At 33.8% G+C, this 16,301-nt stretch carries 9 protein-coding genes; all 9 read right to left on the bottom strand.

Translation table 11 applies throughout. The features are described from left to right. Positions 1–69 precede the first annotated feature (69 nt). The 9 genes from FOF46_RS07365 to FOF46_RS07405 all read right to left on the bottom strand — a co-directional run bounded on the left by FOF46_RS07365 (position 70) and on the right by FOF46_RS07405 (position 16,163). Positions 70–846, bottom strand: coding sequence for a hypothetical protein (locus FOF46_RS07365; protein ID WP_143916005.1), 777 nt, complete (start codon positions 844–846; stop codon positions 70–72). 36 nt (positions 847–882) lie between these two features. Continuing rightward, positions 883–1,527: a Pvc16 family protein gene (locus tag FOF46_RS07370; protein WP_109438884.1), complete on the bottom strand. Its 645-nt coding sequence runs from the start codon at positions 1,525–1,527 to the stop codon at positions 883–885. 315 nt (positions 1,528–1,842) lie between these two features. Then, on the bottom strand, positions 1,843–2,529 hold the full coding sequence (locus tag FOF46_RS07375; RefSeq protein WP_143916006.1) for a bifunctional 4-hydroxy-2-oxoglutarate aldolase/2-dehydro-3-deoxy-phosphogluconate aldolase: 687 nt from the start codon (positions 2,527–2,529) through the stop codon (positions 1,843–1,845). A gap of 1 nt (position 2,530) precedes the next feature. Next, the gene (locus FOF46_RS07380; protein ID WP_143916007.1) at positions 2,531–3,535 is read right to left on the bottom strand and encodes a sugar kinase; all 1,005 of its coding nucleotides are present in this window, start codon (positions 3,533–3,535) and stop codon (positions 2,531–2,533) included. 259 nt (positions 3,536–3,794) lie between these two features. Next, a complete protein-coding gene (locus FOF46_RS07385; protein ID WP_143916008.1) occupies positions 3,795–5,837 on the bottom strand; it encodes a carbohydrate-binding protein in 2,043 nt (680 codons plus the stop codon). A 141-nt stretch (positions 5,838–5,978) separates the two neighbouring features. After that, the gene (locus tag FOF46_RS07390; RefSeq protein WP_143916009.1) at positions 5,979–9,101 is read right to left on the bottom strand and encodes a carbohydrate-binding protein; all 3,123 of its coding nucleotides are present in this window, start codon (positions 9,099–9,101) and stop codon (positions 5,979–5,981) included. A 577-nt stretch (positions 9,102–9,678) separates the two neighbouring features. Further along, positions 9,679–11,244, bottom strand: a complete 1,566-nt coding sequence (locus tag FOF46_RS07395; RefSeq protein WP_143916010.1) for a hypothetical protein — start codon at positions 11,242–11,244, stop codon at positions 9,679–9,681. Positions 11,245–11,259: 15 nt separating this feature from the next. After that, entirely contained in the window at positions 11,260–13,020 is a 1,761-nt protein-coding gene (locus FOF46_RS07400; protein WP_109438890.1) for a RagB/SusD family nutrient uptake outer membrane protein, read from the bottom strand. A gap of 17 nt (positions 13,021–13,037) precedes the next feature. Further along, positions 13,038–16,163, bottom strand: a complete 3,126-nt coding sequence (locus FOF46_RS07405) for a SusC/RagA family TonB-linked outer membrane protein (protein ID WP_143916011.1) — start codon at positions 16,161–16,163, stop codon at positions 13,038–13,040. Between the last annotated feature and the right edge of the window lie 138 nt (positions 16,164–16,301).

Here is a 16,301-nt window from a genome sequence, read left to right on the forward strand (position 1 = left end):
TTTAAAGTTTTAAAATATTTATAATTAGCATCACGTAAATCGATGTGATTCTTTCGGTATGCTTTTTTCTTACTTAATTTTAATTATTTGAATACCGTTTTGTTCTTCTTTTGGATTTGGTAAATGGCTCATAAGCACATCACCATTTTTGATCAATTTGATATTTTTTATAGGTTTATTGCTGTAGGGAACCAAATCTTTAGACTCAAAAGCCTTTATTTGAGTATTGGGGAAATTTAATCGTAAGGAAGTTACAATCTGATCTGTAGTATTTTCGCTAATGATCATTTCATTAAAACTGATTTGCTCGTCTCTAGATTCTAATGTTATGTTTGGATCATCTGTATTAGAAATAAAGTAATACTTCCATTGTATAGCCTTAGCAGCAAACTGGATCTGGTATGTAAATGACATGCTATCTTCCTCTAGCTGCATTTCACTTCCTTTGATTTCTACTTTTGCCAGAGCAGGAAATCCCTGACAAGTTCCTTCCTGATCAATTGCACTAGCAACTAATCCAACTTGTTTTTTATGTAGTTTTTCATTGGTAAAAAGCATCATTTTACCTTCTTCTACCGTAGACATATCTGTGAATTCCCGAACCGTATCTGAAGTAGGAAAAATGTAAAAAGCAAATACATCATTCTGGATCTTTTCAGAAAAATCTGTGTTTTCTTTATCAATTCCAACGAGGCAACGTATTCCTGTAGTTGTTTTTTTAAGAAGCAATCCTCGTCTTTTTAAAAGCTCCTCTGTTTCTACTACCGGAGTGAGTACCAAATCGGCTGTTTCTCCCGTAAAATAAGAGTGTTCTATAGTAATAGAAAAGAATTTTTGATACTTCATCATCTTGTTTTTATCTCAGCTTTATCAGCTATTTTCTTATGCTTGGTTATTTATACTATTTTCTTGTTCTGTTTCCTCATCTTCTTTGGTTTCTGGAAGAGGGTATTTTTCGCCAATTGCCAGATTGATATCTTGCAGAGGAGTTCCCACAAATTCTATACTTTGCTCATCAATAAAGGATAGTAATCGTACTCTATACAGTACTGATGGCAAATAAGAAGTGTTTAGAGAGTGCCAAACTTGATTTTGTTCTTCTAAAGGAAGTGAAATTAGTTCTACAATCAATTTCTCTATATTTTCCTCAGAAAGTTGCGGGGAGTTAAGTGGATTAAAAATCCTATTGACTTGAAAAAATTTGATTACGTGGGATAAAAATTTTAGCGCCTGATCATATTTACTGAACTTGGATACAAAAAGAATCAAAAGCTCAATTCTAATTTCGGGATTGGTTTGTGTTCTTATACCATCTCTTACAATTCCTGAATATTGATCGGGATTTCTAAATTTTCTATCTTCTGAAATATTGATAAGAAATGGAGTAATCTTATCATTAGTAAAAGAAACTGGATCATTATTACTCGTACTAATAAATTCTATTAAATCTGATTCTGTAGTTCCTACTACATTTTTAAAATACTCATTGAGCTTATCCTTCAAAACGCTTAATACAACATCAACCATAGCACACTATAAGTTTATTAATTTTTTGTTGTATCAAAAGTAGCCCACGATGTCTTGTCTCTACTAGAACAAGTCCGCCAAATCCATAAAGATTTCCGACATGGCGATGCTAAAAATCCGACATGCTATAATATTTACGACGTTTGGCAGTGCGCTGCACAAATTATTTTATCGAAGGGTTGTGAAACGGAAGATATTGATCGATGATTAGAAGACAACGTATATTCTTAAAACACTCCGACCTATTGTTAATTTAATAAACATAAGTAGGTTAAGAAAGCCCTTAGAACATTTTGATATATAAATTTCTACATCTTAGAGATTATTTGAAGGGTACAAACTTTTATTAGCTATAAGCATAGCGTTTTTTGTCAATTTAGTAATCGTTGGATAATCAAAATTACCATTTTCATCTTTGATCATTAAATTAGATCCGATCCCTACACAATATGCTCCGGCATTAAACCATTCTCTGATGTTACTTTCTTCTGTAGTAACTCCACCACTAGGCATAATATTTGTCCAAGGACACGGAGCTTTTACTCCTTTTATAAAACCTGGACCTCCAATTTGGCTGGCTGGAAAAATTTTCACGACTTCTGCTCCTAACTCTTCAGCATAACTAATCTCTGATAAGGTTCCACATCCCGGAATCCATGCAATTTTTCTTCGATTACATACTTTTGCCATATCAGAGTTCAAAACTGGAGATACTATAAAATTAGCTCCGTTCTGCATGAAAAGAGAAGCTGTTCCTGCATCGACTATAGAACCAATACCTAATATCATTCCTGGAAGCTCTTTATTAACCCATTTGATTAATTCAGAAAAGATTTCATGTGCATGATCTCCTCGATTGGTAAATTCGAACACTCTGGCACCCCCATCATAACAGGCTTTAATAATTTTTTTTACAATCGAAATGTCTTTATTATAAAATAAGGGGATAATCTTAGTACTTCCCATTACTTGTATTGTTTCTATTCTAGTATATTGTGACATGTTATCTTTTTATTCTTCCTGTTAAACCACCATTTACAACCAATTCAATTTCATTTTCTGTAACTAAATTAGCATCGCCTTCTATAGTATGTTTTAATGCACAAGCAGCATTAGCAAATTGTAATGCTTTTTGATCTTTATAATGCAACAATCCATGAATTAATCCAGCGGCAAATGCATCCCCTGTGCCAATTCTATCCACAATATGAGTCATCTCTAATTCTTCAGTCTCATACAACTCTTTCCCATCCCACATTCGCGATTTAATTTTATGCCAATTGGCATTAACAGAAACTCTTGTTTTATCAAAAACTCGGTTTATACTTGGAAACGCTGATATCAGATGTTTACAACTTACTACAAATCCATTTACATCATTTTCAAAATTAGTATTTAATAATTCATTTATTTCGTTTGGGCCGCCTATAAAAGTATCTGATAACCCTACCAATTCTCCTAATATTTCTTTAGAATTACCTCCATATTGCCAAAGATTTGCGCGATATGCAGGATCTGCAGATATAGAAATATTTTTATCCTTAGCAATTTGTAATGCTTTCTTTAATCCCTGGGAAGCTCCTTTTGACAAAGCTGGAGTAATTCCCGTCCAATGAAACCAATCGCAATCATCAAAAGCTAAATCCCAATCTATTATTTCTGAATTCATCATGGCAAATGCAGAATGAGATCTATTATAAGAAATCGTACTAGATCTCATAATTGCTCCAACTTCTAGGAAATATAATCCTAAGGGATAAGTAGAAGTCATAAGCATACTTGTATCTACTCCATATTGGTTTAAAAAACTTTTTGCTGCTTCACCAACAAAATCTTCTGGAACAGCAGCAACATGTTTAACGTCATTTCCTAATTGAGCTAATGATATTGCCACATTTACTTCGGTTCCTCCAAAATAATATTCTAATTGATTGGACTGAACTAGTTTTTTGTTCCCCAGCGGTGAAATTCTCATTAGAATCTCACCAAAAGTCATTATTTTTTTCATTCTATGTTTATAATTTTACAATCACCTTTTTTCCCTAAAAAAAGATTCTTTAATTCGGCTCAGTTTTTATTAAAACCCCACTCAATATATCTTTCTATTTTTGATATGAGACATACAAAAGTTTAATTGTATTCAATTCCGTTGGGGGAAGAATATCACAAATAAATAATGCTTTTATACTTATGTTATTCTACATATAAATTTTAAAAACTACATAAAAGTGGGGTTAAAAAAATTAGTTATTTATTCATTGTATACATTAGTTTTTGATCAATTTTAAAGTTGATTTACTTTTATCTAAATTATCTATTACAATAAAATAAGCTCCTTTTGGTAAACGTTCTATATTGATCATATGATCATGGCTCAGTTTTTCCTCAATATATTTGGCTCCTTTTATATCATACACATGTATATCATGCTTAATTTCTTTGTTCAATCCTCGAATAAATACTGTTGCAGTAGAAGGATTAGGAAAAAGACTTAACGTTCTCAAATCTTTATTTTTACTAAGCGTTCTATTATTATTTATTCTGGTTAATGTAATTTTATCCAAATTCCATTGCCATGGATTCGTCCCAGATGCAAGTACTCGTACTGTATGATTTCCTGATGTCAAATTTGTTATCATATTAGAAGATACTAGTGTACTATAATTATCCCACTGACCACTATTAGTAACATTATCAGTAGCTACTACAACACCATCGATTAATAACTGAACCTGAGCATTATTAGATGGAGTAGATATCTGATACTCAATTTTATAATTCCCAGAGCTACCTACATTGATTGTATATTCTGCCCAATCACCAGTATTGACATAATTGATACTAGTTCCTGTGGCGTTTACACCAAAGCCAGGACCTCCCGCATTACTATCATTATAAGTGCCTCCTGTATTAATAAAGTCTTCTGCCTCTATTACAATATCATCTGTAGTAGGGTTACTTGTTACTGTTACCGTAGCTGTCGTTGTAAATCCTCCATCAGTAGTATTCAGCGTAATTGTTGCAGTACCGTTTCCTATAGCGGTTAAAACACCGCTTTGATTTACGGTAGCTACAGAAGTATTACTGGAAGTAAAAGTCATTGTTTTCACAGAAGCATTCGCGGGAATCACAGCACCTGTTAAATAACCGGTTTCACCCACAGCCAAAGACAAATTATTTGGTGTTACAGTCACTCCAGTTACAGGAATAGTATTGTTAGATGAGATAGGTTTATATACCCGCAGCCAATCCACTTTCATAGTGTTTCTTGCAGGATCATTTAATTGCGCATCGGTTGGAGTACGACCAGCTAATACATGCCAATCTTGAGATTCTACATTAATAATAATATCCATTTCTTTTGTAAATCCATTCCCTCCTTGATAATTAAAAGGGTCTATAACACTTACAGAAGATGTATTACTTGCTGCTTGTAAAGTTTGAAATGAATAACTACTCCCAGTAGCATATTGTACCGCTAACTGAAATCCATCACTACCTGTATCCAGAGCTCCATTAGTCATGGTCGGATAGGTATAAAACCAGGTACCATTTCTTTTTGTTGCAAATGCTTTATCATATAAAACTCTTACTAATTCTCCATCTACATAATACTCAAAATGAAAAGGACTGATCCAGTTTACCCCAATACGCACATATCGTCTATTACCATTATTCCATGACCATTCTCCCCAATTATTTACATCTGATCTACTCCACCAACTATTACGATCTCTTGGTTGGTAATCTGTAAATGGATTACGAACAAAAGAGTGGTGACTTAAGTGAATAAATTCAGAAAAAAATGCATTACCCTGCTCATCACCACCATAACATTCTATAATATCAATTTCTTGTGTATCATCAGGGCTTAGCAACCAAACATCAGAAGCCAATACAATATCTGCTACACTTACATTTGCTTCTACATAAACCGGAAATTTCACTCTATTATTAGATGTTATACATCCTGCATTAACACCTGGTACTCCTAATTTTGCAGTACTAGGGTTTCTAGAGGCTCGTAGTACTAAATCGCTTCCATTAACCGATACATGATTATATTGCCAGTAGGTTGTACCTGGGCCATCCCATCCGTTATGATAGAAGTTATACCATTTATTACTTCCGAAATTTGAACGTTGATTCGTTTCATTAAACGTATAATTAAAACTATCTGAAGGTCCTTCTTGAAGTTCCCATGTTTTACCTTGACCTGCATTGGCAGGGACTGAAATCCCATTCCAATCTTGAGCTTGTAGTTGTAAAAAAACCAAGCAAAACGCAATTAATAATGTTTGTGTTTTCATATAAAAATGATTTGTGTTAGTTAAAATTTATTTTTGGTATTAACGGTTTTAAAAGTGTTGATATCGTTCTTTGATGATATCAACACTTTTAAAATACCTACTATGCCTTATGGGTTTCTTAAATCTGAAAAATTATATCAATTAGTTTTTGATCAATTTTAAAGTCGTCCTTTTTCTTTCGGAATTATTAATCGTAATAAAATAGGCCCCTTTTGGTAAACTCTCTATATCTACCATATGGTCGTGACTAAGTTTTTCTTCAAGATATTTGGCTCCTTTTATATCATATACACGTATGTCATGCTCAATTTCTTTGTTCAATCCTCGAATAAATACTTTTCCTGTAGAAGGGTTAGGAAAAAGACTTAGCTCTCCTAAATCTTTATTTTTGCTCAGTGTCCTATTATTATTGTTTATTCTGGTCAATATAATTTTATCCAAATTCCATTGCCATGGATTCGTCCCAGATGCAAGTACTCGTACTGTATGATTTCCTGATGTCAAATTTGCTATAGTATTAGAAGATACTAAGGCAGTATAACTATCCCACTGACCATTATTAGTAACATTATCGGTAGCTACTACAACACCATCGATTAATAACTGAATCTGAGCATTATTAGATGGAGTAGATATCTGATATTCAATTTTATAATCCCCGGTAGTGCTTACATTGATTGTATATTCTGCCCAATCCCCATTATTAACATAATTTATGTTCGTTGGGGTTCTGTTTACACCAAGACCTGGTCCGCCGGCAAAACTATCACTAAAAGTTCCTCCGGTATTTACAAAATCTTCTGCTTCGATTATGATTATGTCATTTGTAGGAGGTGTGTTGTCATTTACAATAACATTGGTAGAAGAAGTAAACCCGCCGTCTACAGTTGTTGCTGTTATAATTGCATTACCATTAGCGTTTGCAGTTACTATACCATTAGTGTCTATAGTAGCTATTGCTGCATTATTAGTACTCCATGTTACATTTTTATTAGTTGCATTGGCAGGAGAAATGGTGGCATTAATTGTTGATGTCTGCCCTTGATTTAGGATAATAGTATCCGGAGAAACATCAACTCCTGTAACAGCAATAGGGTCGGGATCAGTACTACCATCTGATCTACCAGGTTTCTTAGAGAAATCCCATGTTAATAAATTAACTATGTTAACTTCTCCAACATGCTGAAAATCTACAACAATAGTGTTATTTGTTTGTACCAAACTTGCCGGAACCGGAATTTCTAAAGCTCCAAACCATTTTGATCTATTTTGAGTTTCTCCTCTCCAATCAAAAGGAGTTTCTACTTCAACTCCATTAAAAGTTAATTTATTAATAGATAAGAATCCATTCTCGGTTTGAGGTGCATCAAAAAGAGTAACGGTCATTTTTATCATTGCTTCGGCTTTGTCTGCATCAATAGGTACCGTAACATTATTTACAAAAAATGTATTATCTCCACTATTAATAGCTACTCTTTGATTGTTACTAACAGGTTCTCCGTAAAATTTGTTTTCTACTGAAGTTTGATTGATTGCAACGGCATTAGGCAATGTATATTTTAATATCATTGTTGCTTCTGCCCCTAACGTAACTGATGATGGAATATTATTAGTAGTATTATCATCTAAAACAATATTTCTAACTCCTTCTAAATAAAGATGCTTTATACGAACACTTGTTGGATTATTATCATTATCCTCGAATAAATTCAGACTAATAGTCGTATTTTGTTCTTGTAGGTTATTTAAAATTAAGTACACTTCATTACCATCAACATAACTATCCACCTGTATATCAGGGTCTGAGGATTTAGTATCAACTCTTGTTCCATCAACATCATCCCATAGTTCGTACCATTTTACAAGCTCACTATATTCCCAAACACCATCACCGTCGTCATCACGTAAAGTTTTATAATGATATACAACTTCTGGTATACCATCACCATTATTATCGATATCTCTAAACTGCGCTTTTAATAAGTGAAAAGGCATTGATAATTCGATATAATCAGGTCTTTCTAAAAACTGCATCATCATTGCACTAAAAGGTTTTAGGTTTTCCCAATCAAATCGGGTATCGTGTGGCATTGGATCCCATGAATTAGCAACTGCTCCATATTCAGAAATAATAACAGGTTTTCTATTATTTTTCCCATTCCTAAATACATCATACCATTCTAACATTTCTAAAGTAGCTTCCACATGTCCACCTGATCTTCTTTGTCCTCCTTGATTCTGATATTGAGGCCAATCATAAAAGTGCACTGAATAAAAATCCATATTATCACCAACTCTGTCAATAAATTCTTTCCAAATTACATCCCATTGGTACCATGGTGTATCTCTTGGACGATTAAATAATGGTGTATCCACCTGGCTTCTTGCATATGCCTTAGCTACTTCATCTGCTGCTGTATTTCCATAAAAACCATCTACATAACTAGCTGTTGCAAAGCGAGAAATACCATCACCCCTAAATAGATCATGTAATCCCCAAGTCATACCTCCAATTTTAGGAGCACGATTACCTAATCTTTGTTTAATACCTTGAGCTACCAAATTGTGGTACTCCATAATATCTTCCCAACTTGACATCATAAATTGCCCGGTATTTAAAGGGAAATCAGGTTCGTTGATTACTTCCCAGTATTCTGGCATAACAACACCTTCTTGACTTGCGTTTTCAACAAAAAACTCTTCTAGATATTGAACCATCCAAGCTGCAGAAGTTTCTATGTCTTGAGGAATCCAGGTGAAACTATTTTCTCTTCCCCATGTAGATCCATTTAATCCATTTTCAAAATAAGAAAGTGTTGGATAAGTAGGATGTGGGTTAGTTCCCATTATTGCACCTCTAGATTGCTCGTTCTTATATTTAAGCAAACCTCTGTCTGTTATTCTTTGCTGATACTCACCTTGCCAAAAATCTAATAATACAGATAAACTATCAGGATCATGATGTTGTCTGTTATTTTCATCTTCTGGTGAGAATTGATGTAAAAAAGATGCAACTCCGTTATCACGACCTAACTGCACATCTAGATCTTCGAACAAGCGTTCAGCTTTATCTAATTCCCCTTCCCATGCGTTTTCATAAAGACTGGAGTGCATGGTAATATGTCTTTCTCTTCCAAAATCAGATATTCCTCCTACAGAATGTTTGATATTTAGATTTACATCTACTTCTACGTTTTGGGCTCTGTTTACTATGGGATATAATAAAATGAGGCCCATTACTAAATAATGATTAATTGTTTTCATGTTAAATACGTTTGTGTTTATATAATTTAAAGGGTTAATACGCAATTATGTGATATACATTGATTGTTAGTGAACTCTAGGTTGTTTATAATTCACCGTCTAAAAAGCGAATCGCTTTTTACTAAAATGGATACCATGGATAAGCTTGAGATTACTAAAAAGTAACTTCTGCGCTCTATTTTTTAAATCATTAAACAGCTAAAACCAAAAGTAGATTTACTTCAATTTGCTCTCTAGTCTAGTTCAGAATAGACATTAGTTTATATAAACTTTTTATTCCAAAAATGGATAAAAGCAAATTATAAGAGTAAAAAAAATGAAGTCTTGTGGATTGGTTAACGTGCTATATATAGCCTGGTCCATAAGCCTTTTCTTAGGTTATAAGTGTTTTAAGAGTTTGTGTTAATAGGTTAATAATTTTATCAGTACTTATATCTTATGTATTTTATAAATAGTAGTTTTTAAATCAGACATATATTGATTCATGATAAAAATGAGGTCACTTATAGTAAATAGTTTTTCTAATAAATAACCTCATTTTTCAGTATTCAAAATTGACTAAACAAATTTTATTTGATTAAGGCCTAAGAATTACTTCACTAACTGATAAATCATCAATATAAACTCTAAGATCATTATCATTGCCTTCATTTAAGAACCTAATCATTATCTCTTTAGGTCCATCAGAAGCAGTAGTGGTAATAATTATTGAATTAAATACCCACTCGTTAAGAGGAATATTAAGGAATGGAATTACTGGTCCTGCAATACTATAATTAGGCCCCCCTGTTTGATTAAAATAATATCTAAACTCTGGATCAAATCCTGTAGTAGCACGATCAATACTAGTTTCTAAATACGACCAAACCCCTAGTTGATATGTTTTTCCTGTTTCAAATGGAAATTCTTTCCCTTGGTTATATATAACACTATTGGTATTAGCACTTGCAGTAACAAGACCACTGTTTATACCGGTATGAGCTCTTGTGTTATTCACTGTTAAAGTTGCATCAAGTGAGGTTCCAAAAGCAAATCCACCATCTATCCAATCCGAAGAAAGTGAGTTTTCAAATCCAGGATCTGTTGTAGCAGCTGTTGCCTCTAGCAAATTTGGACTTTGCTCAAATACATTCATAGATACCTCGGTAAAACTATCTGATTGGACTCCATCAGCAGTGGATAGCCCTCCCGCTGTATATGAGACCGTTACCGTATCGTCTATATATATCAACTCTCCGTCTAAAGTAATATTCAAAATATTTCTTTCAGTTGGGTTAATACTTACACTACTAATTGTAGCAGGTATTACACTACCTCCATTTTCAATAGCAATAGAAAAATCCGTCGCATTAATTGTTGTTTCATCCATTTCTCTACTAAATTCGAGGGCTAGAGTACCATCCCTTTTCCCTTCAACATTACCTAATGTTACAGGGTCTGTAGAAGGAATAACTTTAATTAATTTTTCAAACGATATAGTATCACCTCCAAAAGGTCTTGGTGTATTCGCTATTACTGTGAAATCATATACTCCTATGCGTTTATAAGACACATCAACCTGATTCATAGTACCTACCACTTCATCCGGATCTCCTCCATCCAGTGTCCAAGCAATATTTTGTGGTAAACCTACAGGATCAAAAGTGTAACGAACAGATCGACTTGCGATAACTTCATTTTCTACATTATTTGATAAATTAAGAGCAGCCCCAAGAGAACCATCTGGATTAATATAGTTTGCTTTTAGGTCAATTTTAATAGGCTCTAGTACAGTAACTACTATCGTTGTATCTAATTTGGTTCCTCTTTGTACACCATTTACGAATGCACTTTCTTCAAAAGTTTGAGTTAATGTTACATTATGTTGCCCAACTCTATTAAAAATGGGTTTTATCCTACTTTCACTAGATTCAGTAATATTAGCTACACCTTCTGGAATGCTCCAGGTTCTAGAGATAACACCCGAAGAAATGTCTCCAAATGAAAGAGAAGTATTCACACGTATAGCATTACCTTGAGTTTGCTCTGAAGTAAAGATTACTCTTTTACTCGGAATATCAGTATCAACATCATCATTTTGACAATTGGTCATCAAAAGAATTGTAGTGACCAAAAGCATTATTATTTTTAAATATTTTTTCATATCATCAATTTTTTATTAACCACCAATTTGATCGTTTGTTTGTAATTCAATAGCAGGTACAGGTAAATAATCATGAATTTGTGGGTTATAATTTTCACTAGGAGTACGAAAATCTGGTCTTACTTTCTCCCTAATGAATAAAGGGGCAACCCCTGCACCACTGCCAGGCACATTAGGATCTGCAATTACATCTAAAATTCCTGATTGATTTTGAGTTCTCCACAACTCATCTTGGGCAAGCTCATTCAATACACTTCCTGCAATTCCCCAACGTACTAAATCTTTCCATCGAAAACCTTCAAAACATAATTCTAATGGTCTTTCTACTCTTCTAATATGAGTTCTTACACTTTCTACACTTGCAACTGCAAAAGATCGTGGCCTTGATGCTACCTGTTCACTAATATGAAACTCAGGAATGCCTCCATCATCTGTTATGTATTGTCTTAATGTAATTACACCTGCTCTTGTTCTCACTCTATCTATGAAATCAATAGCAGTATCAAAATCTCCATTAGCTTCTAAAACAGCCTCTGCATACATTAAATAAACATCAGCCAATCGAATAACTCTATAATTAATTTCGGATCTTCTATTACCATCTTCCTGTTCGAGATGATACCAGTTCGAGTATTTTTTAACATAAGAACTTTGTCCAAATACCCATCCAGGTCTACTTCCTATTGGCAAACCATAATAAAGTCCATCTCCATCAATAGGTACTATACTTGCTCCCATTCTTTTAGACTGGATATTACCATCATTAATAGGGTTACTGGGATCAATTTCATCCCTAACAAAAAGTTCATGCATGTAGTATGTGGGCAATATAGTATTAAAACCACCAAACCTTAGATGGCCAGTCGATAGCGCTACATCAGCTGTTTCTGAACCTGCTACACCTGGGTAATTGTCTACAACAATACCATTTCCTCCTGGATTAAACTCTACAGAAAAGGGTACTTCAAAAATAGATTCTACATTAAAACCTTCTTCATGAGAGAAATTATCTAGGTTATTAGGAGCCAAACTATAAATACCAGCATCAATAACTTCTCTAAATTCTCCGGCTGCTTGAGACCATTCCTTACTATATAAATAGCTTTTTCCTAACAAAGAAGTAGCAGCTCCCCAGGTAACCCTTCCTTCTTCATTATCAGGCCATGACTGAGGTAAATTTGCTTTTGCGAATAAAAGGTCTGGTAGAATCACCTGATCGGTAATTTCTTCTATTGAACTAAATGGAATCGATAATTCTTCATTCGTATTAGGAACTGAAGTTCTTATCACACCGCCACCATAAGAATGTGCTATCTCAAAATAGAAATATGCTCTTAGAAAACGAACTTGAGCCTCTACCAAAATAGCTTCTTCTTGAGTAGGGAAAACATCACTATTAACTTCTAACTGGTCAAGGATCTGATTTGCTCTAAAAACACCAATATATAATGCACTCCACTTATTAACGACATGAGCATCTCCATCATTAACATTTAAATTGGAAAGACGAAACCATGGAATATAAAAATCCTCTGATCCAGCCTCATCTCCACGTACCATTTCCAAAGGTATCCCTGCTCCACTAATTGCCTGAAATTGTAATGCACCATATGTAGCAATTAAAGCGGCATCAAAATCTTGAGGAGTCTTCCAAAAAGTAGCTTCTGTAACTGCATTTGGGTTTTCTATATCTAACACATCTTTATCGCAACTTATCGTAAGAAGCGAAATAAAACATAATATCAGAAAAACTTTAATTTTATTATATTGTATCATAATACTTAATATTTTTTTTAGAAATCAAGTTGAAGACCAAATAAAAATCTTCTTGTAATAGGATAAGACACGGCATCTACTCCTCTTGTAAAAATTCCATCTCCAGCTACTTCGGGATCAAAACCTGTATAATCTGTAAAAGTAAAAGGATTTTGTGCTGTAGTGTAAATTCTAACTTTACTGAAAAAATCAGGTAATGAAGTCTCTGGAATAGAATATCCTAATGTGATATTACGTATACGCAAATAGGATCCGTCTTCTAAAAAGAAGTTTGATCTAGGCCTAACACTACTAGAGATTCCGTTATCTCGTGCTGGAATGTCAGAGGTTGGATTTGACGGTGTCCATTGGCCAAATTGCTCTAAATGTCTACCATATACAAAAGCTACTAAACGAGAAGCATTATAAACTTCGGCACCATAAGCCAAATAGTTTTGGATAAAAAAATCAAAGCCTTTATATTCTAAGTTTATATTAAGACCCGCTTCAAATTCTGGTTGACCCGAACCTGAATATACTCTGTCATCATCGTTAATCAGACCATCTCGAGCATCAGGAACACCATCCCCATTGGTATCAACAGTAAGTTGATCTATAAAAGCAAGGTCGCCTAGCTGTGCTGCGTTACCACCAATTCTACTATTATAATCATCGACCCGTTCCTGGGTTTTTAAAATTCCATCATTTTGAATTAAGAAGAAGGCACCTGCTTCGTATCCTTCAGCCAAGAAAGTTGTTAAATCATTATTCGCTTGACTAAATATAGTCTGTCCCCCAGCAAAACCTCTTGATACACCATTAAGATCGGTAACTTCATTTTTATTTTTAGTAAAAGTCCCAGATACACCCCACTTTAAACCATATTTTGTTTGGTCTCTATACGATAATGCAATTTCAATTCCTTTATTGGTAAGATTTCCTGCATTTACAAGGCGAGCTCCAAAAACATTACCTTGGACAGGCGTATTAGCTCCTGCAGAAGCAGGTAATCTCTCTTGTAACAAAAGATCTTCTCTATCATTTTGATACACATCCAATGTAAGGTTCAATTTATTACTAAACATTCCCAAATCAAGACCTATATTTTTAGATATTTTAGTTTCCCACTTGATATTTTCATCAAAAAAGCGTCGGGCAGTTTGACCAAATTCTAATTCACCACCAAAAATATAATTTACCCCAGTTTCAATTTGTGGATTAAACAGATACGGGGGAATATTTTGATTTCCAATTTCTGCCCAACTGGCTCTTATTTTTAAATTGTTAATAGCGTCTAGGTTTGCATTCCTAAAGAATGGTTCTTCACTAACATTCCAACCTACAGAAAATCCAAAAAAGTTACCAAATCTATTATTAGGCCCAAAATTAGAAGATCCATCCCTTCTATAACTTCCAGAAATAAGATAACGATCATCAAAATTATATTGAATCCTCGTTAAAAGTCCTGTTAAAACGTTCTTGGTATCAATTCCAAGTGGGGTTGTACCATTTTCTCCTTGTGAAAGCACGCTAGTAGCATTACTGGGTAAACCTATTATACCGGTTTGAACATTTTTTGAATCAAACTGTTCATAGGACGTCAATGCTAATAATTTTAAACCATGCTTCCCAAAATCTTTAGAATAATTTATAGAGTTTTCTATAGTACTTCTTTCAGAAAATATAAAACTTTCGTCAAGTAATGCATCTACATTAGAACCATTGGGGACAAGTGCCCCAGTATTATCGAATAACAGATATTGAGGTCGAAAGAATTTACGCCTGAAATCAAATGTGTTTCTACCCAAATTAGCTCTATAGGTTAACCCCTCAAGAATTTCAAAATCTACACTAAATGCAATATTAGAAGTTCTTGTCACTCTATCATCTTCATTATTAAGTAATCTTGTTAAAAAACCTAATAATACTGGATTTGAACTACTACCTTGATTTAATTGAACAACTCCGTTTACAGGACTTATATCTGCAATTGGAGCCTGAAAAGGCCTTTGAGATATTGCAAATTCATATAAGCCAAATGGTTCTTGTTCTCTATTTTCTTCGGTAAACCCAATACTAGAGAATATTTTAAGCCTGTCCTTTTTGTATTCACCAGTTATCCTGGTAGTTAACCTATCAAAACCCGAATTAATCAAAACACCATCTTGTTCAAAATAAGAACCATTAAGGTTAAGTGTTAAATTTTCGCTTCCCCCTGAAACGTTAATACTATGATTTTGCATTAACGCATTATCATTTTGGATATCATTAACAAAATCACTATCAAAATCTAAGGCATTTGGACTCAAAAACAATAATTGGTTTGTAGTTCCTAATCTTTCATTAACTGCTAAATCAGAAAAATACTGTTGATCAGTATTCATTAAAGGAATTCCCGAGGTGATATTTTGGGCAGCAATGTACGTATCATATTCTACTCTTAATTGTCCTTTATTTCCTCTTTTGGTAGTAATTAAAATTACACCATTTGCAGCCCTTGTACCATATATAGATGCAGAAGCTCCATCTTTTAATACATTTATAGATTCAATTTGATTTGGAGCTATGTTTGGATTACCTTGAAAAGGTACTCCATCAACTACAAACAAAGGCCCTAAAGACCCTGGACTCAAAGACCCGACACCTCTAATCTGAATATTAGCGACATCGCCAGGACGGCCATTAGCCTGTATGTTAACACCTGCAATTTGCCCTTGTATCGACTCTCCCAAATCTGATACAGGAGCTTTGGAAATGATATCTGAGCTCAACCTTGTTACAGCTCCAGTAACTTCAATTTTCCTTTGAGTACCGTATCCAACCACAACAACTTGCTCCAGCTCTTGACTTGATACCTCCATAACCACATTAATTGTAGTTTGCTCCTCTGTCTTAATGGATTGCGTTATAAATCCAACTGATGAAAAAACTAAAATTTCACCTTTGTTGACTTTAATAGTATAATTTCCATCAAAATCTGAAACAGTTCCCCTGTCAGTCCCCTGTACTAAAATATTTACCCCAAGTATAGGAATACTACCATCTGTTATTGTACCTGAAATATTTACTTTTTCTTGCGCTTGTGTAGTCGCAGAAAAAATGATCAAAGTAAACATCCATAACAAATGATATTTTCTTTCAAAAATTGTTTTGTTTTTTTTCATAAATAAAATAGCTTAATAAAAATCTGTGTCTTTTGAAGATTCCGCATGTTTTTAAAAAACCTATCGCGAAATATTCAAAACAAACATATAAATCTTAAATTTTTATTAAAAAAAAACAGACTAGACTAAAACTAGACG

The sequence above is a fragment of the Aquimarina algiphila genome, from assembly GCF_007489275.1.
GTDB classification, from domain to species: Bacteria; Bacteroidota; Bacteroidia; order Flavobacteriales; family Flavobacteriaceae; genus Aquimarina; species Aquimarina algiphila.

Coding starts and splice junctions, on each gene's coding strand:
- FOF46_RS07365 (WP_143916005.1), bottom strand. CDS start 846: ATGAAGTATCAAAAATTCTTTTCTATTACTATAGAACACTCTTATTTT.
- FOF46_RS07370 (WP_109438884.1), bottom strand. CDS start 1,527: ATGGTTGATGTTGTATTAAGCGTTTTGAAGGATAAGCTCAATGAGTAT.
- FOF46_RS07375 (WP_143916006.1), bottom strand. CDS start 2,529: ATGTCACAATATACTAGAATAGAAACAATACAAGTAATGGGAAGTACT.
- FOF46_RS07380 (WP_143916007.1), bottom strand. CDS start 3,535: ATGAAAAAAATAATGACTTTTGGTGAGATTCTAATGAGAATTTCACCG.
- FOF46_RS07385 (WP_143916008.1), bottom strand. CDS start 5,837: ATGAAAACACAAACATTATTAATTGCGTTTTGCTTGGTTTTTTTACAA.
- FOF46_RS07390 (WP_143916009.1), bottom strand. CDS start 9,101: ATGAAAACAATTAATCATTATTTAGTAATGGGCCTCATTTTATTATAT.
- FOF46_RS07395 (WP_143916010.1), bottom strand. CDS start 11,244: ATGAAAAAATATTTAAAAATAATAATGCTTTTGGTCACTACAATTCTT.
- FOF46_RS07400 (WP_109438890.1), bottom strand. CDS start 13,020: ATGATACAATATAATAAAATTAAAGTTTTTCTGATATTATGTTTTATT.
- FOF46_RS07405 (WP_143916011.1), bottom strand. CDS start 16,163: ATGAAAAAAAACAAAACAATTTTTGAAAGAAAATATCATTTGTTATGG.